This window comes from uncultured Tateyamaria sp., from assembly GCF_947487805.1.
Classification (GTDB): Bacteria; Pseudomonadota; Alphaproteobacteria; order Rhodobacterales; family Rhodobacteraceae; genus Tateyamaria.
Genome location: NZ_CANKXW010000001.1, coordinates 516,955 through 543,420 on the forward strand (window position 1 = coordinate 516,955; position 26,466 = coordinate 543,420).

The 26,466-nt window shown below is 60.2% G+C and carries 29 protein-coding genes and 1 tRNA gene; 20 read left to right on the plus strand and 10 right to left on the minus strand.

What is annotated here, in order from left to right; genetic code table 11:
* Positions 1-86 precede the first annotated feature (86 nt).
* The gene (locus Q0949_RS02595; protein WP_299368162.1) at positions 87-854 is read left to right on the plus strand and encodes a sulfite exporter TauE/SafE family protein; all 768 of its coding nucleotides are present in this window, start codon (positions 87-89) and stop codon (positions 852-854) included.
* Here Q0949_RS02595 and Q0949_RS02600 read toward each other — a convergent pair.
* A complete protein-coding gene (locus tag Q0949_RS02600; RefSeq protein WP_299368165.1) occupies positions 851-1,210 on the minus strand; it encodes a helix-turn-helix transcriptional regulator in 360 nt (119 codons plus the stop codon). The genes Q0949_RS02595 and Q0949_RS02600 overlap by 4 nt on opposite strands.
* 208 nt (positions 1,211-1,418) lie before the next feature.
* Here Q0949_RS02600 and Q0949_RS02605 point away from each other — a divergent pair, with 208 nt between their 5' ends.
* A complete protein-coding gene (locus tag Q0949_RS02605) occupies positions 1,419-2,288 on the plus strand; it encodes a LysR family transcriptional regulator (protein ID WP_299368168.1) in 870 nt (289 codons plus the stop codon).
* A gap of 95 nt (positions 2,289-2,383) precedes the next feature.
* On the plus strand, positions 2,384-3,100 hold the full coding sequence (locus tag Q0949_RS02610) for a hypothetical protein (protein WP_299368172.1): 717 nt from the start codon (positions 2,384-2,386) through the stop codon (positions 3,098-3,100).
* Between the two features lie 49 nt (positions 3,101-3,149).
* Here the strand turns inward: Q0949_RS02610 and Q0949_RS02615 are convergent, their stop codons facing one another.
* Positions 3,150-4,748, minus strand: a complete 1,599-nt coding sequence (locus Q0949_RS02615) for a phosphoenolpyruvate carboxykinase (RefSeq protein WP_299368174.1) — start codon at positions 4,746-4,748, stop codon at positions 3,150-3,152.
* A 347-nt stretch (positions 4,749-5,095) separates the two neighbouring features.
* Here Q0949_RS02615 and Q0949_RS02620 point away from each other — a divergent pair, with 347 nt between their 5' ends.
* The 7 genes from Q0949_RS02620 to Q0949_RS02650 are packed head-to-tail and all read left to right on the plus strand — an operon-like array spanning position 5,096 to position 10,427.
* The gene (locus tag Q0949_RS02620) at positions 5,096-5,797 is read left to right on the plus strand and encodes a response regulator transcription factor (RefSeq protein WP_299368176.1); all 702 of its coding nucleotides are present in this window, start codon (positions 5,096-5,098) and stop codon (positions 5,795-5,797) included.
* Between the two features lie 36 nt (positions 5,798-5,833).
* Positions 5,834-7,528 (plus strand): sensor histidine kinase, encoded by a 1,695-nt coding sequence (locus Q0949_RS02625; RefSeq protein ID WP_299368179.1) that lies wholly within the window; start codon positions 5,834-5,836, stop codon positions 7,526-7,528.
* Between the two features lie 5 nt (positions 7,529-7,533).
* On the plus strand, positions 7,534-7,956 hold the full coding sequence (locus tag Q0949_RS02630; protein WP_299368181.1) for an HPr kinase/phosphatase C-terminal domain-containing protein: 423 nt from the start codon (positions 7,534-7,536) through the stop codon (positions 7,954-7,956).
* On the plus strand, positions 7,956-8,837 hold the full coding sequence (gene rapZ, locus Q0949_RS02635; protein ID WP_299368184.1) for an RNase adapter RapZ: 882 nt from the start codon (positions 7,956-7,958) through the stop codon (positions 8,835-8,837). Before Q0949_RS02630 ends, rapZ begins: the two co-directional genes overlap by 1 nt.
* Entirely contained in the window at positions 8,834-9,229 is a 396-nt protein-coding gene (locus tag Q0949_RS02640) for a PTS fructose transporter subunit IIA (RefSeq protein WP_299368187.1), read from the plus strand. Before rapZ ends, Q0949_RS02640 begins: the two co-directional genes overlap by 4 nt.
* 3 nt (positions 9,230-9,232) lie before the next feature.
* Positions 9,233-9,502, plus strand: coding sequence for an HPr family phosphocarrier protein (locus Q0949_RS02645; protein WP_299368190.1), 270 nt, complete (start codon positions 9,233-9,235; stop codon positions 9,500-9,502).
* Positions 9,503-9,545: 43 nt separating this feature from the next.
* The gene (locus Q0949_RS02650) at positions 9,546-10,427 is read left to right on the plus strand and encodes a lysophospholipid acyltransferase family protein (protein ID WP_299368193.1); all 882 of its coding nucleotides are present in this window, start codon (positions 9,546-9,548) and stop codon (positions 10,425-10,427) included.
* Positions 10,428-10,431: 4 nt separating this feature from the next.
* Here Q0949_RS02650 and Q0949_RS02655 read toward each other — a convergent pair whose 3' ends face one another.
* On the minus strand, positions 10,432-11,307 hold the full coding sequence (locus Q0949_RS02655) for a 3-hydroxybutyryl-CoA dehydrogenase (RefSeq protein ID WP_299368196.1): 876 nt from the start codon (positions 11,305-11,307) through the stop codon (positions 10,432-10,434).
* Positions 11,308-11,459: 152 nt separating this feature from the next.
* Here Q0949_RS02655 and Q0949_RS02660 point away from each other — a divergent pair, with 152 nt between their 5' ends.
* The gene (locus Q0949_RS02660) at positions 11,460-12,281 is read left to right on the plus strand and encodes a DUF6473 family protein (RefSeq protein WP_299368201.1); all 822 of its coding nucleotides are present in this window, start codon (positions 11,460-11,462) and stop codon (positions 12,279-12,281) included.
* Between the two features lie 56 nt (positions 12,282-12,337).
* On the opposite strand, the gene Q0949_RS02665 is transcribed toward Q0949_RS02660, so the two are convergent.
* The 6 genes from Q0949_RS02665 to Q0949_RS02690 form a co-directional block, all read right to left on the minus strand.
* Complete coding sequence (locus tag Q0949_RS02665; protein WP_299368204.1) at positions 12,338-13,264, minus strand: electron transfer flavoprotein subunit alpha/FixB family protein; 927 nt, start codon at positions 13,262-13,264, stop codon at positions 12,338-12,340.
* Complete coding sequence (locus Q0949_RS02670) at positions 13,264-14,022, minus strand: electron transfer flavoprotein subunit beta/FixA family protein (RefSeq protein ID WP_299368207.1); 759 nt, start codon at positions 14,020-14,022, stop codon at positions 13,264-13,266. Before Q0949_RS02670 ends, Q0949_RS02665 begins: the two co-directional genes overlap by 1 nt.
* 243 nt (positions 14,023-14,265) lie before the next feature.
* On the minus strand, positions 14,266-14,841 hold the full coding sequence (locus Q0949_RS02675; protein WP_299368210.1) for a cob(I)yrinic acid a,c-diamide adenosyltransferase: 576 nt from the start codon (positions 14,839-14,841) through the stop codon (positions 14,266-14,268).
* A 4-nt stretch (positions 14,842-14,845) separates the two neighbouring features.
* Complete coding sequence (locus tag Q0949_RS02680) at positions 14,846-15,052, minus strand: twin transmembrane helix small protein (protein ID WP_299368213.1); 207 nt, start codon at positions 15,050-15,052, stop codon at positions 14,846-14,848.
* A 72-nt stretch (positions 15,053-15,124) separates the two neighbouring features.
* Entirely contained in the window at positions 15,125-15,955 is an 831-nt protein-coding gene (locus tag Q0949_RS02685) for an SDR family NAD(P)-dependent oxidoreductase (RefSeq protein WP_299368215.1), read from the minus strand.
* 57 nt (positions 15,956-16,012) lie between these two features.
* Positions 16,013-16,624, minus strand: coding sequence for an SH3 domain-containing protein (locus tag Q0949_RS02690; protein WP_299368218.1), 612 nt, complete (start codon positions 16,622-16,624; stop codon positions 16,013-16,015).
* A 237-nt stretch (positions 16,625-16,861) separates the two neighbouring features.
* Between Q0949_RS02690 and Q0949_RS02695 the strand changes: the two genes are divergently transcribed.
* The 5 genes from Q0949_RS02695 to tuf all read left to right on the plus strand — a co-directional run bounded on the left by Q0949_RS02695 (position 16,862) and on the right by tuf (position 23,557).
* The gene (locus Q0949_RS02695; RefSeq protein ID WP_299368221.1) at positions 16,862-19,156 is read left to right on the plus strand and encodes a DNA topoisomerase IV subunit A; all 2,295 of its coding nucleotides are present in this window, start codon (positions 16,862-16,864) and stop codon (positions 19,154-19,156) included.
* Positions 19,125-20,429, plus strand: coding sequence for a DUF898 family protein (locus Q0949_RS02700; protein WP_299368226.1), 1,305 nt, complete (start codon positions 19,125-19,127; stop codon positions 20,427-20,429). Before Q0949_RS02695 ends, Q0949_RS02700 begins: the two co-directional genes overlap by 32 nt.
* Positions 20,426-21,511: a M48 family metallopeptidase gene (locus tag Q0949_RS02705; RefSeq protein ID WP_299368229.1), complete on the plus strand. Its 1,086-nt coding sequence runs from the start codon at positions 20,426-20,428 to the stop codon at positions 21,509-21,511. The genes Q0949_RS02700 and Q0949_RS02705 overlap by 4 nt, the downstream gene beginning before the upstream one ends.
* A gap of 120 nt (positions 21,512-21,631) precedes the next feature.
* The gene (locus tag Q0949_RS02710; protein ID WP_299368232.1) at positions 21,632-22,213 is read left to right on the plus strand and encodes a hypothetical protein; all 582 of its coding nucleotides are present in this window, start codon (positions 21,632-21,634) and stop codon (positions 22,211-22,213) included.
* 168 nt (positions 22,214-22,381) lie between these two features.
* The gene (tuf, locus tag Q0949_RS02715; RefSeq protein ID WP_299368235.1) at positions 22,382-23,557 is read left to right on the plus strand and encodes an elongation factor Tu; all 1,176 of its coding nucleotides are present in this window, start codon (positions 22,382-22,384) and stop codon (positions 23,555-23,557) included.
* A gap of 137 nt (positions 23,558-23,694) precedes the next feature.
* On the opposite strand, the gene Q0949_RS02720 is transcribed toward tuf, so the two are convergent.
* Entirely contained in the window at positions 23,695-24,192 is a 498-nt protein-coding gene (locus Q0949_RS02720; protein WP_299368239.1) for a DUF892 family protein, read from the minus strand.
* A 149-nt stretch (positions 24,193-24,341) separates the two neighbouring features.
* Between Q0949_RS02720 and Q0949_RS02725 the strand changes: the two genes are divergently transcribed.
* The 4 genes from Q0949_RS02725 (at position 24,342) to nusG (ending at position 26,417) form a co-directional block, all read left to right on the plus strand.
* Positions 24,342-24,417, plus strand: a tRNA-Trp gene (locus Q0949_RS02725).
* A gap of 304 nt (positions 24,418-24,721) precedes the next feature.
* Complete coding sequence (locus Q0949_RS02730) at positions 24,722-25,441, plus strand: hypothetical protein (RefSeq protein WP_299368243.1); 720 nt, start codon at positions 24,722-24,724, stop codon at positions 25,439-25,441.
* Between the two features lie 78 nt (positions 25,442-25,519).
* Positions 25,520-25,717, plus strand: a complete 198-nt coding sequence (gene secE / locus Q0949_RS02735; protein ID WP_299368246.1) for a preprotein translocase subunit SecE — start codon at positions 25,520-25,522, stop codon at positions 25,715-25,717.
* 166 nt (positions 25,718-25,883) lie between these two features.
* Positions 25,884-26,417: a transcription termination/antitermination protein NusG gene (nusG, locus tag Q0949_RS02740; RefSeq protein WP_299368250.1), complete on the plus strand. Its 534-nt coding sequence runs from the start codon at positions 25,884-25,886 to the stop codon at positions 26,415-26,417.
* Positions 26,418-26,466 lie beyond the last annotated feature (49 nt).

The following is a 26,466-nucleotide window of genomic DNA, read 5'->3' on the forward strand; positions in this document are numbered from 1 at the left end:
CAAATATTCGTTTTTCTGCGGCGTTTTGTTCTTATCTTTCGTAGCGATATTTTGCACTGCGGCATCGATGACGATAGGTCATGGTCATGGAACAGTTTTTCGCGCTCCTCCCCCTTGGTTTATGGGTGGCCTCCCTTGCCGTTGCGCTGCTGGGCGGCGTGGTCAAAGGCGTGGTCGGGTTTGGTGCGCCGATGGTCATGATTTCAGGACTGTCATCGTTCATGGCGCCAGAACTGGCGTTGGCGGGTTTGATTCTTCCGATGCTGGCCGCCAATGGCACACAGGCCTTTCGGCAAGGTGTGGGGCCTGCATTGGCTTCGGCGCGGCGGTTCAGGGTGTTTCTGCTGGTCGGCGGGATAGTGCTGGTGCTCAGCGCGCAACTGGTGCGCGTTGTCCCGGTCAGCGTGTTTCTGGGGCTGATCGGCGTGCCCGTCACCGTCTTTGCTCTCCTGCAACTGGCCGGATGGGTGATGCGGTTGAAACGGCAGCACACAGGGATCGAGGCAGGTGTCGGTGCCATCGCCGGGTTTCTCGGAGGGATGTCAGGCGTGTGGGGGCCGCCCACGGCCCTCTATCTGACAGCTCTGGACACGGAAAAAACGGAACATGTTCGCGCCCAAGGCGTCATCTATGGACTTGGGGCGATTGCACTGCTTGGTGCGCATGTGGGGTCTGGGGTTCTGCGGGCAGAGACACTTCCGCTCAGCCTTGCGCTGATCGCGCCGGCCCTTCTGGGCCAATGGCTGGGCGGTAAGATCCTGGATCGGATCGATCAGGCGCTGTTTCGTCGTGCAACGTTGATCGTGTTGCTGATCGTCGGGCTAAACCTGATCCGTCGTTCGATCCTAGTTTAGGACGCGCGGCGCGCGACGGTCAGGCCAGAGACGTCTTCGATGAAGGTCACGATACGGGATTTGATCTTTTCGTCCTCGATCGCAGCCAGGGCGTTGACGATGTCCATGCCGTTGTCACGACGTGGTGCGGGTTCGGCATCGACCAGACCTTCGAAGAAGTACGAGGTCGGTACATCAAGGATGCGCGACAGTTCGAAAAGACGGCTGGCGGCGATACGGTTCGAGCCGATTTCGTATTTCTGGATCTGCTGGAAAGACAGTTGCAGACGTTTCGCAACGTCGGTCTGCGACATGCGCCGCAATGTACGGATTTGCTTCAGACGTTTACCGACATGGACATCGACGGGATGTGACATAACCAATTACCTCCGGTTGTTTCGACCCGAGTGATCGGCCATCGCGGCCAAGCGTTCAATTGACTAGATGTGATAATAAATCACACGTAAATGTTGCATTGTTGTATGATTGCTTTAACCATATGGTATTATAGATCATACATTGAGGAATCGCGTGAACGCTCCTTTGGCGAATTTTACAGATACAAATCATCCGCTTTTATTCGAGATGATCCGCTCCTTCACGACGTTGGCGCGCACGTTGAATCTGTCCCATGCCGTGGGCGAACTCAACAGCACGCGCCAGACCGTGCGACGCCATATCGCGCAACTGGAAGTTATGCGCGGACAGGAACTGTTTTTCGTCAAGGATCGTCGCTACGAACTGACCAAGGCGGGCGAGGCGGCCTTGCCCGAGGCCCTTGATCTGTTGATGCGATCCAAGGTCTGGGCGCGCGGGCAAACCGGTTCCCACGGCGCGCTCCAATACCTCAAGGCGCAGGAAGGCGATTGGGTTTTTTACCAGCAACAACAGCCCATGGGCAGCATCTGGACCGACGAATCGGTGTTGCTGCGCGAGACGTTTCGCGCGTGGATGATGGCAGGTGCTGAAATAGAGAGCACATGCCTCGCACATGTGCGGCCTTTTTTAATGGTCTACCGACATGGCGAAGCAGGGTGGATCTGTGTCGAGTTCGGCGAAAAATCGGCCTATGTGAACTGGTTTGGGCTGGACTATGCACGGTCCAGCATCGGGCGGCCGATCGCGCGTCTGCCTGCCGGAGAAGAGTTCGGGCGCATGCTGGATCAGTCGTTTCACGACGTTCAAACCACCCAGATGGCGCGCCTCGATCACGTCTATACCAGAATGCCCGTGCGATATGATGAGAGCCAGGCCACCATGGTCTACCAAAGGTTGATGATGGGCGGTTTTTTTCCAGACAGGTCTCCGGCGGTCATGACACTGGTTGTCCCGACGGCAAATGTGAACATTACCGATCTGGACGAGGAACAGCGCGCGGCAATCACCGATATAGATCGTCCCGAATTCGACCCTGCGGATGCAATTTTCGAGAAAGTCGCGCGGGCCAGCGATTAACTGTGACATCAGTCACCACTATCACGCGAGTTATTTACGGGTAATTTTCATCGCATTGTTCTAAATTTGTCTTTGTGTGGCAAAGGAGAGATGGGATGACGATTCAGTTTTCGGGCAACGCGGCACCGTTTATTGCGACCAGTCGCGATATTCTGGCGACGCAGGGTATTCAGCTGACATTCGGCAGTGACTTCGAGGAATACGCGGAAATTGTGAAGGAAGAGCGGCCAATGCAGAAGCTGGGCGCGCCGTTCGACCATACGTTGCACACTTTGACCGAGGCCAATGCATTCTGGATGATTGGTCGTAGCGAGGATGGTACGTTGATTCACACCCAAGCCTCCAAGCGCATCCGTCTGGGTGGCATGCCCCTCAGCAGCTACCTGCTGCGCCAATTCCGGGCCTTTCCGCCGCCGCTCAAGGGTGTTGACCTGCGACGCTCGCGGTTCCGCGCGACCCCCGGCGCGCACCGGATGGACGGGACAGTCGCCTATCATGGTGAATTCTGGGTCGCGCCGGAACGCGGCAAATATCGCGGCGTTGGTCTGGCGCCCGTTTTGGGCCGGACGGGTATGCTTGAGATGATGCAGAAATGGGATCCGGACTGGATCTACGGCTTTATCCTGAACGTGGTCGCGTACAAGGGCTTTGCCGCGCGCATCGGATATCTCCATCTGGAGCCGAGCGCGCTGAAATGGGTGGTCGATGGCCGGGATGCGCCCATCGATACGTTTCTGGCCTATAACAGTCGCGAAGATCTGGAATATTTGCTGGATATTCCGTTGTCGGACGTGGTGCCCGAGGCGGCCTGAGGCCGCCTCGTCAACGTATTGGATGGCGGCGTCATGCCGCCTCGCGCGATTACCCGATCGCTGCCGCGCGCACGTCGTCGTCGATATGCGGCAGGTACTGCTCAAAGTTGTCGGCGAACATGTCCGCAAGTTTCCGGGCTTGCGCATCATAGGCCGCGCCGTCGTCCCATGTGCGGCGCGGATCCAAAAGGATGTCCGCAACGCCCGGCACGGAGACAGGCACGTCAAAGCCAAAGTTCGGGTCCTTGCGAAAATCTCCAGCGGCAAGAGTTCCGTCCAGCGCAGCAGTGAGTAGCGCACGCGTCGCGCGGATGGGCATCCGGCTGCCCGTACCATAGGCGCCACCGGTCCAGCCGGTGTTCACCAACCAGCAGGTTGCGCCGTGTTTGGCGATCTTGTCCTGCAGCAGCTTGCCGTATTCCTCTGGCCGCCGCGGCATGAACGGTGCGCCGAAACAGGTCGAGAATGTGGGTTCCGGTTCCGTCACACCACGCTCCGTGCCTGCCACCTTCGAGGTAAACCCGGAGAGGAAATGGTACATCGCCTGCGCCGGGCTCAGACGGGCAATCGGGGGCAACACCCCAAAGGCGTCGCAGGTCAGCATGATGATGTTCTTGGGGTGCCCACCCAGCGCGCTGGCGGAAGCGTTCGAGATATATTCCAGCGGGTAGGCGCAGCGCATGTTCGCCGTCAGGCTGTCATCCTCGAAATCAAGATCCATCGTGTCCGGGTCATGCACCATGTTCTCGATCACCGTCCCGAATTTCTCGGTGGTCGCATAGATTTCGGGCTCGGCTTCGGCGCTCAGGTTGATTGTCTTGGCATAGCAGCCACCCTCGAAGTTGAACGTGCCACGGTTGGACCAGCCATGTTCGTCGTCGCCGATCAGTGTCCGGCCGGGATCTGCGGACAGGGTTGTTTTGCCGGTGCCTGACAGCCCAAAGAACACCGCTGTGTCTACCGGGTTGCCGTGCGCATGGTTGGCCGAGCAGTGCATCGGCATCACGCCACGTTCGGGCAGCAGGTAATTAAGGAGGGTGAAGACCGATTTCTTGTTCTCACCCGCATATTCCGTGCCGCCGATCAGGATCAGTTTCCGTTCGAAGTTCATTGCGATCACGGTGTCGGACCGGCAGTTGTGGCGCGCAGGGTCGGCCTTGAACGAGGGGCAGTTGATAACGGTGAAATCGGCCGTGAACGCGGCCAGATCCTCGGCGTCGGGGCGACGCAACATGTGGCGGATGAACAGCCCGTGCCAGGCCAGTTCTGTCACCATGCGGACATTGATCGAAAACGACGGGTCGGCACCGCCCACGAGATCTTGCACGTAGTATTCGCGGCCCTTCATGTGGGCCAGCATGTCTTCATAGAGGGCGTCGAACCCTTCGGGCGACATCTCGGCGTTGTTTTCCCACCAGATGTGATCGGCCACGTCGGGCGTCTTGACCACGTGCTTGTCCTTGGGTGAGCGTCCTGTGAATTTGCCGGTGGTCACCAGGAATGCACCGCCCTTGCCAAGCGTGCCTTCGTCGCGGTCAAGTGCGCGTTCGATCAGTGCCGGTTCGATCAGGTTATAATAGACATCGCCCAGCCCTGTGATCCCTTGATCGTCGAGGCGGAACTGCGGGTTTACCCGTCCAAATGTCATGTGAAATTCTCCTGATGTCGCGCGATGGCGTAGGTGTCAGAGGTGGGCGGAAGGCCCAGAAGCGACGTCGCATCGCCCCGTTCCGGCGTCTTAACATGCGGATTCTACACATGAACAGATGGGGAGCACGGAGTTAGCGCCACCATGGCGACCGGTTGCGCAAACACGCTTTCTCCTGAGCACACCCAGAGCGCGAATGTGCGGCAATTTAGTCATTCCTAACCAATTTCTGGCGACTGTGTGGAGGCAATCAGCACCTGATTCGCACTTATTGATTGATTCGAAAGGCCAAAACCGGAACAATGGCGGAAAAATCAAAAATAACGAGCAGCACAAGGAAACAGGCAATGTCAAAGATTGCATTGGTGGACGACGACAGGAATATCCTGACGTCCGTCTCCATGACTCTCGAAGCCGAAGGGTTCGAGGTCGAAACGTATAACGATGGTCAGGCCGCTCTGGATGCATTCAACAAGCGTCTTCCGGACATGGCTGTCCTGGACATCAAGATGCCGCGCATGGACGGGATGGATCTGCTTCAGCGTTTGCGCCAGAAAACCACGATGCCGGTCATCTTCCTGACGTCCAAGGATGACGAGATCGACGAGGTTCTGGGCCTGCGGATGGGTGCGGATGATTACGTCAAAAAACCGTTTTCGCAGCGCCTTTTGGTCGAACGCATTCGCGCGCTCTTGCGCCGTCAGGACGCGGTGGCCGGTGACGTGGTTGGCGATACCGAGGAAACCAAGGTCATGGAGCGGGGCGATCTGCGGATGGACCCGTTGCGTCATGCGGTGTCCTGGAAAGGCAAGGACGTGTCGCTGACCGTCACAGAATTCCTGCTGCTTCAAGCGCTTGCGCAACGTCCCGGCTTTGTCAAATCGCGGGATCAGCTGATGGATGTGGCCTATGACGATCAGGTTTATGTCGATGACCGCACGATCGACAGTCACATAAAGCGCCTGCGCAAGAAAATGCGCAGCGCGGATGACGATTTTTCGGCGATTGAGACGTTGTACGGCATCGGGTATCGCTACAACGAAGAATAGAAAGATGCCTTTGAGGCACTGGCCGAGGGGACAGTCATGCGAGACATGAGCACCCCACCATCACGTGACGGCGACGTCGTGTTGGGTGAGGATTGGGTTGCGCCGGAAACGGTAAGCTCCTCTGAAATGACGGATGGCCGCGCACGACGCGGCCTGATGTCGTTGGGGGGCTCGCCGCTGGCGCGCAAGATCATCACGTTCAACCTGATTGCGCTGAATGTTCTGGTGGCGGGAATTTTATATCTGAACTCTACGCGCGACAGCCTCGCGGTGCAGCGGATTTCGTCTCTTGTCGCACAAGCCGAATTGGTGGCGGACGTGATCGAGGCGAAACTGCCCGCTGGCGCGCCGGTGAACCTTGCCACAGGCGATGGTATCGACGTCGACGCGACGCTGGCAGAGATGGATGTGCGCGCACGGCACGACGTATTCGTGTTTGACGCAACAAGTGCGCTTGTGGCTCAGACGCAGGGCACATTGGCCCCTCTGCAACCCACGAATGACGAAGAAGACCTTGCCATCCTGACTGATGGGTTGAGCTGGGTATGGAACATCATCTCGCGTCCCTTCGCCGGTCAGGCCGCGGAAACACCATCTGTCGAAGATCAGCTGCGGCTGTTGGTCGAGCGGTCGCTTGCCGGCGAGACACAGGTGAGCGAAGGCATCGATGGTGTGGGCGGCGCATTGTTCAGTGTTGTCACGCCGATCCAGCAAGGCGGAAACGCCGTGGGCGTCATTGCGTTGACCAGCGCATCTGGCGAAATCGACGCCATGGTGCGCAACGAACGCGAACGCGTTTTGCAAATGTTCGTGATTGCCACCTTGGTTTCGATCGGACTCAGCCTTGTTCTGGCGTCGACAATCGCCAATCCGCTGGCCGATCTGGCAGCTGCGGCTGAACTGGGCCGGGACAAGAACGCGCGTAAGGTCAATCCCGGGCGCATTCGCATCCCGGATCTGACTGCACGGCCCGACGAAATCGGGCGGCTGTCCGGTGCGCTGCGGGGCATGATCGCGGCACTGTACAACCGCATCGACGGCAACGAACAATTCGCAGCCGATGTCGCGCACGAGATCAAGAACCCTCTCGCGTCGCTGCGCTCTGCGGTCGGCACCCTGCGGATGGTCAAACGAGATGACCAACGCGAAAAACTCTTGGACGTCATTGACCACGACGTGCGCCGCCTTGACCGCTTGGTAAGCGATATTTCCAACGCGTCGCGTCTTGACAGTGAACTGGTCAAGGAAGAGGAAGAAGCGTTCAACCTGCTGACCATGCTTGGAAATCTCGGGCAGTACCTGGGCGAGGACGCGCGTGGCAAGGGCATAGAATTCATTACGGACCTGCCCGATCAAGCCATTCAGGTACAGGGGCTCGAAGCGCGGTTGGCGCAGGTCTTTGTCAACCTGATCACGAACGCGATTTCCTTCTGTGAAGACGGCGACGCGATCCGGATCTGGGCCCGCAAGCGCGAAAACCGTGTCCTGATCGTGGTCGAAGACACCGGACCGGGCATCCCGGATCAGGCACTGACCAAGATCTTCAAGCGGTTCTATTCGCAACGGCCAGAAGAGCATTTCGGCAATAATTCCGGGCTTGGTCTCGCCATCTCGAAACAGATCGTCGAGGCGCATGGCGGCGTGATCTGGGCCGAGAACATCCGGCCAACCGATGCCGATATCACCTCTGAACCGCTGGGCGCACGGTTTGTCGTGGGCTTGCCGGTCTAGACGGGATGGATCAGGTCCTGCGCGTTCACGCCACGGCGGTCGCCTTGGAGGGACGGGGCGTTCTGATCACAGGACAGGCGGGGCGCGGGAAATCGAGCCTTGCCCTCCAGTTCATGGCGTGGGGGGCGACGCTCGTATCTGACGACCAAACGGAGCTGTGGGTGCAAAAAGGGGCACTCTGGGCGCGTGCGCCAGCGACGATCGAGGGTCTGATCGAAGCACGCGGGATCGGCATCCTCACAGCAGTTGCCGCGCCCTCCGAGATCGTGTTTTGCGTCACTCTCGATGCCCCGGAAACGGACAGGATCCCGAACGCGCGCCAGAAGGAATACCTTGGCGTGACAGTGCCACTCCTACACAAAGTCGACAGCCCCGCTTGGCCCGCGGGTATCTTGCAATACCTCAGAGGGACCAGAAAGGAACCGTAATGCCCGAAGCGCGCAGACTTGTTCTTGTCACTGGCCCATCCGGGGCTGGCCGGTCCAGCGCGATCCGCGTTCTGGAAGACCTGGGTTATGAGGCCATCGACAACATGCCTTTGCGCCTCATCCGACCGCTTCTGGACAATCCGGTGCCGGACAAGCCTGTGGCGCTCGGAATTGATCCGCGCAACCGGGATTTCTCGATCACCGCCATCATGGATGCGATGGGACAGATCGCGGCAGTGCCGGGCTTGATGCCTGAATTGCTCTATCTCGACTGCAATACCGAAGTTCTGCTCAACCGCTTTTCCGAAACCCGTCGCCGTCATCCACTGGCCGCGGCGGACCGGGTCGAGGCGGGGATCCAGCGCGAGCTTGAACTGCTGGCGCCCCTGCGCGCGCGGGCGGATGTCCTGATCGACACGTCGGACATCAATGTGCACCAGCTTCGGGCAGAGGTCGAACACTGGTTCTCGCCGGGCGGACACAGCCAGATCGCTGTGTCCGTGCAAAGCTTCAGCTACAAACGGGGCCTGCCAAGGTCGGTTGATATGGTCTTTGACTGCCGGTTCCTGAAAAACCCGTTCTGGGACCCTGAATTGCGAAGTGCCACGGGCCTCGATCCGGCCGTAAAGGCCTATATCTGGACCGACGAACGCGCCGCGACATTCGAGGCCAAGCTGAGCGACATGCTGCTGTGGCAACTGCCGGCCTACCTCGATGAGGGCAAGAGCCACCTGTCCGTCGCTTTTGGTTGCACCGGCGGGCAACACAGGTCGGTTGCCATGGCGGAAACCTTGGCCGCAGCCCTTGCAGAGGCAGGCTGGCAGGTGTCTATTCGCCATCGTGAACTGGATCGCCGTAAACGGGAAGAGGCTTCAGCTTGATCGGAATCGTGATCGTTGCCCATGGTGGATTGGCCGGCGAATACCTGAAAGCCATCGAACATGTTGTCGGTGCGCAATCCGGTATACGCGCGATTGCCATAGAAGCCGATCACGATCGCAAGGCCAAGGAAGCGGAGATTTGCGCCGCGGCGGACACTGTCGACACCGGGGACGGCGTTGTTGTGGTCACCGACCTCTTCGGCGGATCGCCCTCCAACCTCAGCCTCATGGCGTGCCGCCCGCAAGATCGGCGTATTCTGTACGGCGCAAATCTGCCCATGCTGATCAAACTCGCCAAAAGCCGCCAGCTGGGCGTACAGGACGCTGTGCGGCTGGCACTGGATGCGGGCAAAAAGTATATCGACACACAGAATTTGAGCGCAGACGGATAGAAGATGAGCCAACGCAGACTGGAAATTGTGAACGTCAAGGGACTGCACGCGCGTGCGTCTGCGAAACTGGTCGAGGTGGTCGAGGCCTTTGATGCCCGTGCGACCGTTGACAAGGATGGCATGTCTGCATCAGGCGACAGTATTATGGGTCTTTTGATGTTGGCAGCGCCGATGGGAAGTTTTATTGACGTTGAAACCTCCGGCCCAGACGCTGATGCGTTGGCCGAGGCATTGGAGGCTTTGGTGGCCGACAAGTTTGGGGAAGAGACCTGAGCCAACTGCCCGGTGGGATTGGCCAGAAAAAGGTGGCACAGTCTTGGTCGACAGCACGCACAACCTGACCAAATTGACGGCAGAGCCTGAAAAGGTGAACTTTGCCAAATATGATCGGCGCAGCCTGTCCTATGCGTCGACGTTCGAAGACCCGTGGAAGGCCACGTTCATCCGCGTCATGGAAGCGTTCACCGGCAAGCTGACGATCCTGCGGCTGATCCGTAAGTTTGAGCGTCGCGGTGCGCCACAAGGCCAAGCGTTCTGGCGGGCGGCATTGGACGTGATGGGGATCGATCTGACCACGCCCCAATCCCAGCTGGACCGCATTCCCAAACAGGGGCCTGTGATCGTTGTGGCCAACCACCCGCACGGGATGGTCGATGGCATGATCTTTGCCGATCTGATCGGACGTGTCCGGCCCGACTATCGCATCTTGACCCGGTCGCTTTTGACCGTGATCGACGAAGTTGCTGGCAGTTACATGATCCCGGTGCCGTTTCCGCACGAAGAAGATGCGCAGCGCAAGGGCGTCGAGATGCGTGCCAAGGCGATGGCACACCTCAAGGAGGGCGGCGTTGTTGCGCTGTTCCCGTCGGGCGGGGTTGCCGCGTCTGAAACCTATTGGGGTCCAGCAGTCGAGGCCGAGTGGAATGTCTTTACCGCACAGTTGATCCGGCGTTCGGGTGCCACGGTGGTGCCGATGAAATTCCCGGGCCAAAACAGCCGCGCCTACCAGATTGCGAACAAGCTGTCGCCGATGCTGCGGCAGGGGCTATTGCTGCACGAAATCGTGCATTCGCTCAACAAGCCCCAAGGCCCGATCGTCGGTCATCCTTTGCCGCAAGAAGAAGTGGCCAAGTGGAAGGATGACCCGCGCGGCTTCATGGCTTGGCTGCGCGACCACACGCTGTCGCTGACCGACTAGAGGTTCAGCGCGTCGGCACCGGCACGTCGCCCCGGTAATCGTAGAATCCGCGCTGGCTCTTGCGACCCAGCCACCCGGCTTCGACATATTTGGTCAGCAGCGGGCAGGGACGGTACTTCGTGTCGGCCAGCCCATCATGCAGGACGTTCATGATCGCAAGGCAGGTGTCCAACCCGATAAAATCGGCCAGTTCCAGCGGCCCCATCGGATGGTTCGCGCCAAGTTTCATTGACGAGTCAATGGATTGGACTGATCCCACCCCTTCGTAGAGCGTATAGACCGCCTCGTTGATCATCGGCATGAGAATGCGGTTGACGATAAAGGCGGGAAAATCCTCGGCTGTGGCGGCGGTCTTGCCCAGCTTGTCGACGACCGCCCGGCAGGCTTCGAAAGTTTCGGCATCGGTCGCAATGCCGCGGATCAATTCGACCAGTTGCATCACCGGCACCGGGTTCATGAAATGAAACCCCATAAACTTTTCAGGCCGGTCTGTCCGGCTGGCCAAGCGTGTGATCGAAATGGAAGACGTGTTCGATGTCAGGATCGTATGTGGTTGCAGGTGGGGCAACAAATCCTCGAAAATGGCTTGCTTGACCGTCTCGCGTTCTGTCGCGGCCTCGATCACGAGGTCGGTTTGCCCAAGGTCGGTCAGGGTTTGCGTTGTCTGGATCCGGCCCATGGCGGCACTTTTTTCCTCGGCCGAAATCTTGTCGCGGCTGACCTGACGTTCGAGGTTTCGGTCAATCGTGGCCAGGGCGGCCTTGAGCGCGTCGTCCGAGATATCGTTGAGCATGACATCATAGCCGGCCAGTGACATCACATGGGCAATCCCGTTGCCCATCTGCCCTGCGCCCACGATTCCAACGGTCTTGATGTCCATGATCATCCTCTCTGACAGCCGCTGCACCATAGGGGCAGGGCGATGGCAGGGGCAAGAGTTACCACTGCCCCAAAATCGTCATGTTTGATTAGGGAAATCGCAAGGCCCTCATGCGACCTTGGCCTTGGGTGAATATATTGAGAGTGGGTCTCATGAGTTATGAAGCATTGAGTCCAGGCGGACTCGACTATCTGCCGTGTCGCTACGGCAATTCCAAAGTCCTGTTCCGCGGGCCGCGACGGTCACTGGACAAGAACTTTGTCGCGTTTTTCGGTGGGACAACCACATATGGCAAGTTCATTCGCGCACCGTTTCCGGACCTGGTTGAAAGCCAGCTGGGCACGACTTGCGTGAATTTCGGAAGCATGAACGGCGGGGTGGATGTCTATGCCACTGATCCCTATCTGCGCGAGGTCACCGGGATGGCCGCAGCAACAGTGATCCAGATCACCAGTCCGCGCAACATGTCCAACCGGTTTTATCGTGTGCATCCGCGCCGCAATGACCGCTTTGTCGAAGCATCACCGCTGTTGCGGGCGATTTATCGCGACGTCGATTTTACGGAATTCAACTTTACAAACCACATGCTGAAACGATTACAGCTTGTGTCGCAGGAACGGTTCGAGCCAGTGGTGGAAGAGCTGCAAACCGCGTGGATTGCCCGGATGCGCCTTGTGCTCAGCCAGATCAGCGGCAAGACAATCCTCCTCTGGGCCAGCGACCGTGCGCCAGATGAGACGTCCAACGACATCGACGCCGACCCGGCGTTCATCACGCGGGCAATGCTGGACAAAGTGATCCCGATGGCGACGAAATATGTAGAGGTCGTGGCCTCTGCCGAAGCGGTGGAGGCGGGCACCGAGGGCATGATCTTTGCCGATACCGAGGCACCGGCCGCAGAACAGATGCTGGGCCCACATGTCCATCACGAGATCAGCCGGGCATTGGTGCCGACACTCAACGCCATGTGTTGAAACGAAAAAGGCCCGGAGCATTCGCACCGGGCCTTTTCAATGCATCTCTGAGCCAATCAGAGTTTTTCGATCATCTCGGGCACGGCGTCAAAGAGGTCTGCGACCAGGCCGTAATCGGCGACCTGGAAGATCGGCGCTTCTTCGTCCTTGTTGATGGCCACAATGACTTTGGAATCTTTCATGCCCGCGAGGTGTTGGATCGCACCGGAAATCCCGACCGCGACATAGAGGTCGGGTGCCACGACCTTGCCGGTCTGGCCAACTTGCCAGTCGTTCGGAGCATAACCTGAATCGACCGCAGCGCGTGACGCGCCCACGGCAGCGCCCAACTTGTCGGCCAGTTTTTCGATCAGGGCAAAATCGTCTTCGGAGCCGACACCGCGACCACCGGACACAACCACGCCAGCCGATGTCAGCTCGGGACGGTCGCTTTCGGCGACCTTGTCCTCGACCCAGGATGACAGTGCTGGATCGGCAGCGGCGGCGATGTTTTCCACCGAAGCGGAACCACCGGTCTCTGCGGCATCAAAGGTGGACGTGCGGAAAGTGATGACCTTCTTGCCATCCGAAGATTTAACGGTCTGGATCGCGTTGCCCGCATAGATCGGGCGCTCGAAAGTGTTGGCGTCGACCACGGCCGTTGCATCCGAAATCACCATCGCGTCCAGTAGGGCCGCGACGCGGGGCATGACGTTCTTGGCGTCAGTGGTCGCGGGGGCGACGATGTGCTCGTAATCGCCAGCCAGCGATACGATCAGATCGGCCACGGGTTCAGCCAAGCGCTTGCCATATACCGCGTCTTCGGCGCACAGCACCTTGGATACACCTTGGATCGTCGCGGCCTCTGCGGCTGCAGCGGCGCATGTGGCGCCCGCGGCGAGGACAACAACATCGCCCAATGCGGTCGATGCCGACACGGCCTTGGCCGTGGCGTCCATGGCCAGTTCGCCATCGTTGATTTCTGCGAGAAGAAGAACAGCCATTACACAGCCCCCGCTTCTTTGAGTTTCGATACGAGTTCGTCCACCGAACCCACCTTAATGCCTGCGGCGCGCGCCTCGGGCTCCGTCGTTTTCACGATCTCAAGACGCGGCGCTGCATCGACGCCGTAATCGGCGGCTGTTTTCTCATCCAAAGGCTTCTTCTTGGCCTTCATGATGTTGGGCAGCGACGCATAGCGCGGCTCGTTCAAGCGCAGGTCGACCGTGATGACGGTGGGCATGCTGACTTCTATGGTCTGCAAACCGCCGTCCACTTCGCGCGTGACCTTGGCCTTGTCGCCCGCAATCTCGACTTCGGACGCAAACGTGGCCTGGCTCCAGCCCATGAGGGCGGACAGCATCTGGCCGGTCGCGTTCATGTCGTTGTCGATCGCCTGCTTGCCGCACAGCACGAGGCCGGGCTGCTCTTCGTCGATGACACCTTTGAGGATCTTGGCGACGGTCAGCGGCTCGATATCCGTGTGCACATCGTCCGCGGCAATCACGAGGATCGCGCGGTCCGCGCCCATGGCAAGCGCCGTGCGCAGAGTTTCCTGCGCCTGCTTGACGCCCACGGAGACGGCGATGATTTCCTCGGCCTGACCCGCTTCTTTCAGGCGGATGGCCTGCTCGACGGCAATCTCGTCAAACGGGTTCATCGACATTTTCACATTGGCGAGATCCACACCCGATCCGTCCGCTTTGACGCGCACTTTCACGTTGTAGTCGATCACGCGTTTGACAGGCACCAGCACCTTCATAAGCGTTCCTCTCTTCTATATTCAGACCGTTCAGAACGGCCAGATTTCGACTCATCTTCGCCAAGCGAGATAATTGGTCCCGGTTGGTTTACCCAACCCGTCGTAACGGAAACAGGACAAAATCGTCACGTCACGCATCAACGACGCCGCGTTTCGGGTTTAAAGGGAAAGAATGTTTCCCAAGTGTGTCGCCGCACGGTGAGATCAGAAAGCGTGCCGCGCAGCGTTTTGTGGCCCGTCGCCTCAATTGCGGTTGGCACCAGGAACCCACAACACGTCGTCCTTGCCGCCATTGTTGGCAATGCGCGCCGCCACAAAGAACCAGTCGCTAAGACGGTTGAGATATTTCACTGCGGCGGGGTTGATCGCCTCCATCGTCGCCAACTCCACGGCCAGACGTTCGGCGCGCCGCGCCACGGTCCGGCAAACATGCAAATGGGCCGACAACGCGGACCCGCCCGGAAGGATAAAGCTGCGCAGCGGCTCCAGTTCGGCGTTCATCGCGTCGATTTCGCTTTCCAGCCGCTCCACCTGTGCATCGACCATCCGCAGGGGTTGGTATTCGGCCTCGGCGTCCTTTTCCATATCGGGGCGGCACAGATCCGCACCCAGATCGAAAAGGTCGTTTTGAATGCGCCCCAGTGCGGCGTCCACGTCCCCGGTGGCCGCCAGCCGGGCCACCCCGAGAAAGCTGTTCAGTTCGTCCGCCGTACCATAGGCGGTGACGCGCATCGCATGTTTGGCGACACGCGCGCCATTGCCCAGCGCGGTTTCACCGGCATCGCCGGTCTTGGTATAAATCTTGTTCAGAACGACCATGCGTTCAGCCTCCGCTTTGCCGGAAAAATACGTAGATGACGATCAGCACGACTGCGATGAACTGCGCGCCGATCCTGTACTGCATGAGTTTGTTGGAGTTTTTCTGCGCCCAGCCAGAGCCCTTGGCAAAGCCGCCAAGACCGAGCATCAGCACGAACAACACGCCAAGGCAGGCCAAAATGATCAATATGAACAGCGGGTCTTGCGCCATGATCCCCAATCCCTTTCGATTTCCAGTGCGTGATGTAGCGGGCCTGCGCCCAAAGGCGAACGTGGCGTTCGGTCACGTGCGCGTCAGAAGCCAGTCCAGCGCGCGCGTGGGCAGAATACGGCGCGCAAACGCGGCGATATAGGTGGGGGTCGTCACGAAATACCGCGGATGGGGGCGGCGCGCCTCGACCGCGTGGCGCAATTTGCGCACCACCGCTTCGGGCGGCAGTTCGAATTTGTCCGGTCCGTTATCTTCATAAAGGCGCTCGCGCAGCAGCGCGCGGTACGCGTCCGCCTTGGCCGATGCCTCCCAATCGATCCAGCGTTCGAAATGAGGGATGGCATTGATGCGGAATTTGCTGGTCACGGGGCCGGGTTCGATCAGGATCACGTCAATGGGCGTGTCACGCATTTCCATGCGCAGGGTGTCGGTGAGCGCCTCAAGGGCGTACTTGGTGCTGGTATAGGCCCCACGCCAGGGAAAGGCGACAAAGCCGAGGACGGAGGAACATTGCACAATCCGACCGTGTCCTTGCGCGCGCATCACCGGAATGACTGCGCGGGTCAACTCATGCCAGCCAAAGAAGTTGGTTTCGAAAATGGCGCGCAAGGCGTCCGTCGGCAGGTCTTCGACCGCGCCGGGCATGCCATAGGCACCATTGTTGAACAGCGCGTCCAAAGTGCCACCCGTGGCGTCAAGCACTTCGGCAAGACCGGCGTGAATGGTATTTGCGTCGTCGTAGTCGATCAGGGGGCTGTCGAACCCTTCCTCGATCATGCGGTCACAGTCGGCTTCGGCGCGGCAGGCGGCAAATACGCGCCATCCTGCGGCCCGCATCCCGTGCGCCGCAGCATAGCCGATGCCCGAGGAACACCCGGTGATCAAAATGGATTTGCGTGTCATGCCTGCGCCGTCATTAGCCGTTTGGCATTGACTTAGCAGTCAGCGGCAGGGATGCAATCAGCCTTCGTTCAGAAGAAAGTCTGCCATCCACCCCACGGGGCCACCCGAGACGGGGCGCAGCTTGACCCACCCGTCGCCGGGATCTTGCAGGATTTCGACCTGATCGCCGCGTGTCAGACGGGTCACGATGGAATAGCCGGTGCCCGGTCCGCCGCGCACATTGACGCGATTACCCGTCACCGACCGCAGGTCAGGTGCCTGCGCTGTCAGTGCGCTCTGGGCGCCATCCTCGCCGAACTCAACAGGCGTAATGACGGCCGCACCTGTCACCAGGCTGGGCAGGATAATGGTGGGCGCTGCCTCGGATACCGCTTCCGTTACGACGGCCTCCTGCACTTGTGTTGCGCGTGCTGGTGTTGCGCGCAGTGTCGGCGCGGGGCGAAGGACGTCATCGACCGATGTCAGGTTGAGAGCAACACGCGTGACGTTTTCGGGAACGGGCGCGGGAGCAGCTTGCACGATAACCGTATCCAGCTTTTCTTCTTCAACCAGCGCGGGCGGGTCAATCCGGGCAAGGCGCGTCTCTTCCGGATCGAAATCCGCGCCACCGCTCATTTCGTAAAAGGCCCAACCAAGGAACGCAAACGTCACAAAAATAAACCTGGCCATGACCAGACACCCCCAACACTTCACTGGCGCCGCGGCAGACTTGTTGCAGCGCTCGATTTCAATAGCAGACAGCACGATTCACATCACTGTTAAAATTGGAGATTTTTTCCCCGTCGCGCCGTTCTGTGTCGCGGATGTAACGCAAGTCTCGCGCGAACGGTTCCGCGTGCATGTGTAACTCGTGGTAATTTGCGTTCACCGCTTGTTCGGGCTGCGCTGCGGGGATACACAGCATCTATGTCAGATCAGGCCGATACCCCCAACATGGACCTTTCGGAACCGCTGCGCCGCGCATTGGGCGAGCGGTACCTGACCTATGCGCTCAGCACGATCATGCACCGGGCGCTGCCGGATGCGCGTGACGGGCTCAAGCCGGTGCATCGCCGGATTCTTTTTGCGATGCGCGAATTGCGCTTGTCGTCCACGGGCGGGTTCCGCAAGTCGGCCAAGATCTCGGGCGACGTGATGGGCAACTATCACCCGCACGGGGACGCGGCGATTTACGATGCGATGGCGCGACTGGCTCAGGATTTCAACGTCCGCTATCCGCTGGTCGACGGACAGGGCAACTTCGGCAATATCGACGGCGATAACCCGGCCGCCTCGCGCTATACCGAGGCGCGCATGACCGCCGTGGCCGAAGCTCTGCTAAACGGTCTGAACGAGAACGCAGTTGATTTCCGCGACAATTACGACGGAACGCTGACCGAACCGGTGGTTCTGCCAGCCGAGTTTCCGAACCTGCTGGCTAACGGGTCCAGCGGGATCGCGGTTGGGATGGCAACGAATATTCCGCCGCACAATATCTCCGAACTGTGCGACGCCTGCCTGCATCTGATCAAGACGCCGGATGCCCGCGACGACACGCTGCTAAACTATGTGCCTGGCCCCGATTTCCCGACGGGGGGCATCATTGTCGAACCCGCCGATCAGATCGCGCAGGCCTACCGCACCGGCAAGGGCGGCTTCCGCTTGCGCTGCCGCTACGAGGTCGAGGATCTGGGCCGCGGCCAGTGGCAGATCGTTGTCACCGAAATTCCCTATCAGGTCCAGAAATCCAAGCTGATCGAGAAACTGGCGGAACTGATCCAAACCAAGAAGATTCCGATCCTCGCCGATGTGCGCGACGAATCTGCTGACGATATCCGCCTGATCCTCGAGCCGCGGTCCAAGAATGTGGCCCCTGATGTGCTGATGGGCATGCTCTATCGCAATTCGGACCTCGAGGTGCGGTTCTCGCTGAACCTCAACGTGCTGATCGACGGCGTCACGCCCAAGGTCTGTTCGATGAAGGAAGTGCTCCGGGCCTTCCTCGATTTCCGCCGCGAGGTCCTGATCCGGCGCAGCCAGCACCGGATGGAAAAGATCGACCACCGGCTCGAGGTGCTTGAGGGGCTGATCGTCGCCTTTCTGAACCTCGACCGCGTGATCGACATCATCCGCTATGATGACGAGCCCAAGGCCGCGCTGATGCGCGAGGATTGGGGCAAGGATCATCCCCGCGCCATGTCCGAGGCGGATTATGTCGGCCCGCCTCCGGGCGAGGGCGAGCTGAGCGATGTGCAGGCCGAAGCGATCCTGAACATGCGCCTGCGGTCGCTGCGCCGTCTCGAAGAGATGGAACTGCTGCGCGAACAGGCCGCACTGATGGAGGAACGCGCAGGCCTCGAGGACCTGCTGGAAAGCCAGGACTTGCAGTGGCAGAGCATCTCTGCACAGCTGCGCGAGACGAAAAAGACTTTTGGTAAAGACTACGAAGGCGGCGCGCGGCGCACGACATTTGCCGAGGCCGGCACGGTCGAGGACGTGCCCCTCGAGGCGATGATCGAGCGCGAGCCTATCACAGTGGTGTGCAGCCAGATGGGCTGGATCCGCGCCATGACCGGGCATATCGACCTGAACCGCGAATTGAAGTTCAAGGATGGCGACGGTGCGCGCTTTATCTTCCATGCGGAAACGACGGATCGCCTGATTGTCGTGGGGTCGAACGGGCGGTTCTACACGTTGTCGGCGGCGAACCTGCCCGGTGGGCGCGGCATGGGCGAACCGGTGCGCCTGATGGTCGATCTGCCGAACGAGGCGCAGATTCACGACATCATGACCCATAAACCGGGTCGCAGATTGCTGGTGGCGTCCAGTGCGGGCGACGGGTTCGTGGTTCCCGAGGATGACGTGATCGCCCAGACGCGGTCGGGCAAGCAGGTGTTGAACGTGCGGGGTGACGTGACTGTCGCGGTGTGCAAGCCCGTGACCGGCGACAGCGTGGCCGTGGTCGGTGACAACCGCAAAGTGCTGGTGTTTGCATTGGATGAATTGCCGGAAATGGCGCGCGGCAAGGGCGTTCGACTGCAACGGTACAAAGATGGGGGGCTGAGCGATGCAACCACCTTCACCTTGGGCGAAGGGCTCAGCTGGCGAGACCCCGCAGGACGGACAAGAACCGAAACCGCACTTGACGAGTGGCGCGGAAAACGCGCCGGGGCAGGGCGGATGGCCCCCCGTGGGTTCCCCCGCGACAATACATTCACCTGACGATGGCGTACTGCGCGTTGGCTGGACCGGCGCGCGCGGCAGCGTGTTCCGTCTGGCCCTGATCACCGGCTTCTGGTCGGTCCTGACCCTCGGGTTCTACCGCTTCTGGATGAAGACGCGCCTGCGCCGCTATTTCTGGTCGTCAATCCGGCCGGGCGGGCACCCGCTCGAATATGTGGGCGATCCGTGGGAAAAGCTGCTGGGCTTTTTCATCGCCGTGGTGATCCTCACCTTCTACATCGGCATTGTGAACCTGCTTCTGATGTTCGTCAGTTTCAGCCTGTTTGACGGCAATTTCGCGGGCTACCTCGCCAGCGTCGCAGGCGTGGTCCCTTTGTGGTTTTACGCCCGCTACCGCGCCCGTCGTTATGTCCTTGGCCGGACCCGGTGGCGTGGGGTGCGCTTCGCGCTTGAGCCGGGCGCGTGGGGCTATGCGCTGCGGGCCTTGGGGCACTGGGCGCTGACGCTGTTCAGCGCGGGCATCCTGTGGCCGCGCATGACGTTCTATCTCGAGAAATACCGCACCGACCGTACGTGGTTCGGCTCGGCCAGGCTGCACCAGGGCGGCACGTGGCTGATGCTCTACCGCGCGGCCATCCCTCTGGGGGTCACGCTGGCATCGACGGCCCTCTGGGCGTTGTGGATCAGCGTGCTCGACCCCATCCTGCCAGCCCTGTCCGTCGGGTGGCAGGACGTTCTGACGAACGTCCGGATCACAACTTCGGCACTGGCAGACCTCCAGATCGTATCGCCGTGGCGCCTGTGGTTGCTCTTTCCGATCTTTTTCGGGCTGATCTATTCGTTGATCCACTACGCATACGTTTCGCGCCGCATCATGGCCTGTCACAAAACGGCGGATGGCATCGCTTTCGCCTCCGCCCTGCGCCCGTTGCGCATCGCCTCCATCCTGACCTTCGGCAACATCCTCGCCTATTTCATTCTCAGCATCGGCGTGGCCCTGATCATGGTGCTGATGGTGCCGCTGATAGGGTTCGAGGTGTTGCAGGATATGGCGGGTATCGAAGAGGATCTGGTGTTTGACCTGCCCCGCTGGTTCAGCATCGGGGGCGCGGTCCTGCTCTATTTCGGGATCTTTCTGCTGTGGTCGGTCATGCACGCGACCTTCGTGACCTTTCCTCTGATGCGGCACATGGCCGAAACTTTGACCCTGCCGCAGGCGGAGGGACTGCTCAGGATCAGCCAACGCGACCGTGACGACTTTGCCGAAGCCGAAGGCTTCTCCGAAGCGCTCGATCTGGGGGCGGCGATATGACGAAACGTGGCGTGTTCTTTGACGGAGATCGACCCGAAGGCGTGCCCGTCACGCTCAGCCTGCCCGCAAGCGCAAACCAGTTGCGCATGACCCCGGCGGAGGGCGACGACATCGACTGGCCCATCGACCAGATCCGCCGCATCCCAGACCACGCAGGCACGCATGACACGATGCTCCGCATCACCTCCGATCCGCTGGCGCGCCTCTATGTGCCGCAACTGGCGGATCTGCCGCGCTGGCCGCATATCGACAGGGCCGATCCGCCCAAGGGGCGCGGGCGCCTGGCGCTCTGGGCCGCCGGGGCCGTGGCGGCGGTTGCCATCCAGATCGGCGTGCTAATCCCGATCCTTGCGGATCAACTGGCCGTCGTCATCCCCAGACAGGCCGAACACGCGCTGGGCGAGGCCACGTTCCAGCAGATCCGCAATGCGCTTGGCTCTGACGCCATCGGCCCGCTGGGCCTGTGCGAAAATCCTGCTGGCGTGGCCGCTCTGACCGCCATGTCGGATCGTCTGTCGGCCACCCTGCCGGACGCGGCAGACATCAACGTCTTTGTCCTAGATCACCCGATGATCAACGCTTTCGCCCTGCCGGGTGGGTTCGTCGTGTTCTTCCGCGGTCTGATAGATGCCGCAGAAACGCCTGAAGAGGTGGCCGCCGTCTTTGCTCACGAAATGGGCCACGTGGTGGGCCGCGACCCCACCCGCAATGCGCTGCGCTCTGCCGGCAGTATCGGCGTTCTGGGCCTCCTGTTCGGCGACTTTGCCGGTGGGGCCGTGGTCCTGTTCCTGACCGAACGTCTGATCGATGCGCAATATTCGCAGGCGGCCGAAACCGGGGCAGACACGTTCGCCTATGATGTCCTCGAACGGGCGGAGATTTCCCCGGCGGCGCTTGGGGACATGTTCCAGCGTTTGCGCGATGAACATGGCGATCAGTCAGGTGTGCTGGCGCATTTCCTGACCCATCCGACCCTGTCGGACCGCATCGACCGCGCCCGCGCGGCCGCCCCTGATGATGTGACATGGCAACCTGTACTGACACCTGCACAATGGAACGATCTGCAAAACATCTGCGACTGATAAGCAGCCTCCGCTGACCCGTTCGCAACACCCCGCGTGTCGTGGCGTCCGGGGCAATTGCGTGCGTCCCGCGCGTAGGATATCGCAGAGGCAACAGAAAAATGACGGGAGGCGGCGCATATGATGCGTTTGTGTGTGGGTTTTGCGATGTTGTGTGTGGTCGCCGCGTGTAGCGGTGCCAAGGATTTGGACCAGCCGCCGGTGCCCTTGGGGGACTTCCGGTTGGAGCATAACATCGTTCTGGCCGAGAGCGCGCAGCGCGGCCCGCTCAGCCGTCCCGCGACCGAAGAGCAACTGACCGAAGCCGTGAAAGGCGCCGTGGCCGCCCGCTTTGGCCGCTATGACGGGGCCAGCCGCTATCACTTCGGTATTTCCGTCGAGGGCTACGTTCTGGCACAACCCGGCATTCCGCTGGTGCTGGCGCCAAAATCCGCGCTGATCCTCAATGTCACCGTGTGGGACGACGCTGCAGGCACCAAGCTGAACGACGAACCCGAACAGATCACCGTGCTCGAAACCTTCGGCACCGCGCCGATCATCGGAACAGGCTATACCATGACCGCCGAAGAGCAGCTGACCGAGCTGAGCGAAAACGCAGCCAAGGCAATCGAACGGTTCCTCGTGCGTCAAAGCACCAACGAGGGATGGTTCGCACCGGACCCTGTGGCAGGGCCGGAACCTGTACCCGCACCTGTCGAGTAAGCAGGTCAGGAGACTGCTGCGCCATGTAGCGGGGCTGCTGGAAATGATGCGCGCGCGCCGACGGCGGTTGGCCCGCTTAGGTCCTTGATTTTTGCAGCCATTCGCAATACATGCCGCGCGGAGTGAATCCGGGCATGCAGCCCACAACCAAAAAGGGCGTCTGACAAGATGGCAAAGGAAAAGTTTGAGCGTACGAAACCGCACGTTAACATTGGCACGATTGGTCACGTTGACCACGGCAAGACGACGCTGACGGCGGCGATCACGAAGTATTTTGGCGACTTCCAGGCCTATGACCAGATCGACGGCGCGCCCGAAGAGAAGGCCCGCGGGATCACCATCTCGACTGCGCACGTGGAATACGAGACCGAAGCGCGTCACTACGCCCACGTCGACTGCCCCGGCCACGCCGACTACGTCAAGAACATGATCACCGGTGCCGCGCAGATGGACGGCGCGATCCTGGTTGTGAACGCGGCTGACGGCCCGATGCCCCAGACCCGCGAGCACATCCTGCTGGGCCGCCAGGTGGGCATCCCCACAATGGTCGTGTTCATGAACAAGGTGGACCAGGTCGACGACGAAGAGCTGCTGGAGCTGGTCGAGATGGAAATCCGCGAGCTGCTGGACTCCTATGAGTACCCCGGCGACGATATCCCCGTCATCCCCGGTTCGGCCCTGGCCGCGATGGAAGGCAACAACCCCGAGATCGGCGAAGAAGCGATCCGCAAGCTGATGGCGGCCGTGGACGAATGGATCCCGACGCCCGAGCGCGCCGTGGACCAGCCCTTCCTGATGCCTGTCGAAGACGTGTTCTCGATCTCCGGTCGCGGGACTGTTGTGACTGGCCGTGTCGAGCGTGGCGTGATCAACGTGGGCGACGAGATCGAAATCGTCGGCATCAAGGACACGCAGAAAACGACCTGCACGGGCGTTGAAATGTTCCGCAAGCTGCTGGATCGCGGTGAAGCGGGCGACAACATCGGCGCGCTGCTGCGCGGCATCGACCGTGAAGCGGTTGAGCGTGGCCAGGTTCTGTGCAAGCCGGGTTCGGTGACGCCCCACACCAAGTTCGAGGCCGAGGCCTACATCCTGACCAAGGAAGAGGGTGGCCGTCACACGCCGTTCTTCGCCAACTACCGTCCGCAGTTCTACTTCCGGACGACGGACGTGACGGGCACGGTTGTTCTGGCCGAGGGCACGGAGATGGTGATGCCGGGTGACAACGTGTCGTTTGGCGTTGAGCTGATCGCCCCGATCGCGATGGAAAACGGCCTGCGCTTTGCGATCCGCGAAGGCGGCCGCACCGTCGGCGCCGGCGTCGTGTCGAAAATCACAGAGTAAGCCGGGACCTGTGGCGGCGGGGTGAACCCCGCCCTACGGCGAGGACGACATGTTCGGTGGGCTCTTCTCGCCGGACGCGAAAAACAAAAAGGCCGCCCCGAAACGGGCGGCCTTTTCATCTTGAACTCGTCGCGGGATCAGGCAGCCGCAGCGCGGTTCACACCACCTGTCGCGATCTCGGTCATGCGGCGGTCGCCGTCATAGGTGTCGTCCAGCAGTTGCTGCAACTGCGCACCGTCCTCATCCAGGTCCAGACGGTTGGCGAATGCCACAAGGCAGCCGTAGCCCGCCAGCGCATAGTGCACCATCCGCTGATATTGCGTGATGATCATCGCATCGCGTGCATCATCGTCGCCGAAATCGGCGTCAATGCCGTGCGCGTGTGCTTCCTTGACCAATCCTTCCATACCTTTGCAGTGCTCACCGTCGGGGTCGATGTCGTGCTTGGCGCAGATGGATTTGATCTGGTCAAGACCCGCCGCGATCCCGTTGCTGCCCGCGATCAGCGCTTCGGACAAATCCTTGTCCGACGCCGCCCGGCCAAGGGCCGTCGTCGCTTCGATCGCTTGGCTGCACGCGCTGTGCAGATCTTGCAGTTGGTCGTGGTACACGTCTTGCAGGGAATTGATGGCCATGGTCGTACTCCTCATCCGTTCGTTACTGTCGTTTCACCAACGTGGGCGGGCCGCTTTGGTTCCACGACCCATGACCAAAGCCGCGTGTATCAGCGGTGCGAAACAGCCCTTGATCTTGCCCAGACCATCGCATATTCCGCCTGTACCACAGGGGTATAGCTCAGCTGGTAGAGCGACGGTCTCCAAAACCGTAGGTCGCGGGTTCGAACCCTGCTGCCCCTGCCATCTCCAAAATCCGTACGATTCGAATCAAAATGGGCACGCCTCGGCGCCTTCATGTTCGAGGCACCACGGCTCCGCCTCATTTCCGCCCCCTATTGCGCCCAAACTGGCGACGGTTCCGAAAAAATCAGTGGGTTGTTTCGCAAGCGGGAACAGTGACACAGTCTCGCCACAATGCGGACACGTATCCAGCGCAATCTGGCCGTAACACTGCCTTAACCACCTTCTGCGGTGGCGTTGTGATGTTCTGCCCGTGCTGCGCGGGTGTTTAGGTAAAGCCCGGCTGTTGCGGGCAAGGATGCTGCTGATGACATATACATTGATCCCCGGTCAGTCCCATGACGCGAGCGAAGAAGAAACCATGTCGATGATCCGGTCGGTGCTGACCGAAGACGTCGACGTGCCCAAGGAAAAGCCGGCCCGCAAGGCGAAGGCAGAAATGGCAAGTCCCGAAATGCGCAGTCCCGACAAGCCTGGTGTCGCGCCCGCACCTGTCCGCGAAGCCTTTGTGACGCGTACACTGAGTGAAGCACCACGTCGCCGGGTGACCGACGAAGTGCCAGTGCAACCCGCGTCGCGGCCGTCTTCACGCGATCTGCGCTCGTCCTTGCTCGCCCCCCTGACCGACAGCTTGCAGACATTGCGCGCCTTCCGTCCCTCGACGCGGCATCTCGCGATAGTCAGCACGGCCCTGCTGATCGTTGTCCGCCCGCATTGGTTCGTCATCGGCATCGTGCTCTGCCTGGCCGTGATCATTGCCGCATTCATGGTGCTGAGCGCCGACAGGATTTGGGGTGCGGTTCTGGCGCGTCTCGACCGCATCGAAGCGGTCGACCCTGCGCGGGCACAAAACCTGCGCACCCGGCTTGATCGATTTGCCTTTCGGTGGGACGCGGTTCTTGACCTGTTTCCCGACGGCATGGTTGACAGCCTCTATATGCCCGACTTCCAATCCGCCAAGGACACCGAAGCCGCGCATATCGAAGCGATGGGCCAGCGGCTCGACCGGATGGTGCAAGAGGGCTGAGCCCGCGCGATCCTGACTTGAACTTGGAGGGGGAGGTCGTTACATCCCCTCCATCCGCATCAAGGGACGCGCAAGACAATGGCCACCACCAATCCGCTTCAGTTCATTCAGCAGGTTCGTTCCGAAGTCGCCAAGGTCGTCTGGCCGACCCGCCGCGAGGTTCTGCTGACAACGGTGATGGTGTTCATCCTTGCCGCACTCACAGCCGTGTTTTTCGCCATCGTCGACATCCTGATCCGTGGCGGTCTGGAACAGGTCCTGACCATCTTTGGCTAAGACCGGAAAACCGGCCCGGCTCTTGCACTTTGAAAATGCGCAGAGTATTCCGCAGGCCTGACCTGAGGGAGGCGCGCGGCGATTCGAGCCCCGCGCCGATTTTTATTCAGGGCAGGGTGCCAACGCATCAAAACTGATATGGAACAGGCAAGGGGCCAAGAGACACATGGCGAAACGGTGGTATTCGGTCAGCGTGCTTTCGAACTTCGAAAAGAAGATTGCTGAGACAATCCGCACGTCGGTTGCAGAAAATGGCCTCGAGGACGAAATCGACGAAGTGCTGGTGCCGACCGAAGAGGTCATCGAAGTGCGTCGCGGCAAGAAGGTCACGACTGAACGCCGTTTCATGCCCGGCTATGTGCTGGTGCACATGGAAATGTCCGACCAGGGCTATCACCTGATCAACTCGATCAATCGCGTTACCGGGTTCCTTGGTCCTCAGGGCCGCCCGATGCCGATGCGCGATGCCGAGGTCAACCAAATCCTGAACCGCGTTCAGGAAGGCGAAGAGGCACCACGCACCCTCATCCACTTTGAGATCGGCGAGAAGGTCAAGGTCAACGACGGCCCGTTCGAGGATTTCGACGGCATGGTCGAAGAGGTCGACGACGACAACCAGCGCCTCAAGGTGACGGTGTCGATCTTTGGTCGCGAAACACCGGTGGAACTTGAGTTCACTCAGGTGACCAAGCAAACCTGAGCGCATCCGTTTCGGAACTCGAAAACCCGCCTCTTCGGGCGGGTTTTTT

Coding starts and splice junctions, on each gene's coding strand:
- Q0949_RS02595 (WP_299368162.1), top strand. CDS start 87: ATGGAACAGTTTTTCGCGCTCCTCCCCCTTGGTTTATGGGTGGCCTCC.
- Q0949_RS02645 (WP_299368190.1), top strand. CDS start 9,233: ATGAGCCAACGCAGACTGGAAATTGTGAACGTCAAGGGACTGCACGCG.
- Q0949_RS02625 (WP_299368179.1), top strand. CDS start 5,834: ATGCGAGACATGAGCACCCCACCATCACGTGACGGCGACGTCGTGTTG.
- Q0949_RS02730 (WP_299368243.1), top strand. CDS start 24,722: ATGACATATACATTGATCCCCGGTCAGTCCCATGACGCGAGCGAAGAA.
- Q0949_RS02600 (WP_299368165.1), bottom strand. CDS start 1,210: ATGTCACATCCCGTCGATGTCCATGTCGGTAAACGTCTGAAGCAAATC.
- Q0949_RS02665 (WP_299368204.1), bottom strand. CDS start 13,264: ATGGCTGTTCTTCTTCTCGCAGAAATCAACGATGGCGAACTGGCCATG.
- Q0949_RS02685 (WP_299368215.1), bottom strand. CDS start 15,955: ATGACACGCAAATCCATTTTGATCACCGGGTGTTCCTCGGGCATCGGC.
- rapZ (WP_299368184.1), top strand. CDS start 7,956: ATGCCCGAAGCGCGCAGACTTGTTCTTGTCACTGGCCCATCCGGGGCT.
- Q0949_RS02660 (WP_299368201.1), top strand. CDS start 11,460: ATGAGTTATGAAGCATTGAGTCCAGGCGGACTCGACTATCTGCCGTGT.
- Q0949_RS02670 (WP_299368207.1), bottom strand. CDS start 14,022: ATGAAGGTGCTGGTGCCTGTCAAACGCGTGATCGACTACAACGTGAAA.
- Q0949_RS02605 (WP_299368168.1), top strand. CDS start 1,419: ATGATCCGCTCCTTCACGACGTTGGCGCGCACGTTGAATCTGTCCCAT.
- Q0949_RS02720 (WP_299368239.1), bottom strand. CDS start 24,192: ATGGCCATCAATTCCCTGCAAGACGTGTACCACGACCAACTGCAAGAT.
- tuf (WP_299368235.1), top strand. CDS start 22,382: ATGGCAAAGGAAAAGTTTGAGCGTACGAAACCGCACGTTAACATTGGC.
- Q0949_RS02610 (WP_299368172.1), top strand. CDS start 2,384: ATGACGATTCAGTTTTCGGGCAACGCGGCACCGTTTATTGCGACCAGT.
- Q0949_RS02630 (WP_299368181.1), top strand. CDS start 7,534: ATGGATCAGGTCCTGCGCGTTCACGCCACGGCGGTCGCCTTGGAGGGA.
- Q0949_RS02680 (WP_299368213.1), bottom strand. CDS start 15,052: ATGGCGCAAGACCCGCTGTTCATATTGATCATTTTGGCCTGCCTTGGC.
- Q0949_RS02695 (WP_299368221.1), top strand. CDS start 16,862: ATGTCAGATCAGGCCGATACCCCCAACATGGACCTTTCGGAACCGCTG.
- Q0949_RS02620 (WP_299368176.1), top strand. CDS start 5,096: ATGTCAAAGATTGCATTGGTGGACGACGACAGGAATATCCTGACGTCC.
- Q0949_RS02615 (WP_299368174.1), bottom strand. CDS start 4,748: ATGACATTTGGACGGGTAAACCCGCAGTTCCGCCTCGACGATCAAGGG.
- nusG (WP_299368250.1), top strand. CDS start 25,884: ATGGCGAAACGGTGGTATTCGGTCAGCGTGCTTTCGAACTTCGAAAAG.
- Q0949_RS02690 (WP_299368218.1), bottom strand. CDS start 16,624: ATGGCCAGGTTTATTTTTGTGACGTTTGCGTTCCTTGGTTGGGCCTTT.
- Q0949_RS02705 (WP_299368229.1), top strand. CDS start 20,426: ATGACGAAACGTGGCGTGTTCTTTGACGGAGATCGACCCGAAGGCGTG.
- Q0949_RS02710 (WP_299368232.1), top strand. CDS start 21,632: ATGATGCGTTTGTGTGTGGGTTTTGCGATGTTGTGTGTGGTCGCCGCG.
- Q0949_RS02655 (WP_299368196.1), bottom strand. CDS start 11,307: ATGGACATCAAGACCGTTGGAATCGTGGGCGCAGGGCAGATGGGCAAC.
- Q0949_RS02675 (WP_299368210.1), bottom strand. CDS start 14,841: ATGGTCGTTCTGAACAAGATTTATACCAAGACCGGCGATGCCGGTGAA.
- secE (WP_299368246.1), top strand. CDS start 25,520: ATGGCCACCACCAATCCGCTTCAGTTCATTCAGCAGGTTCGTTCCGAA.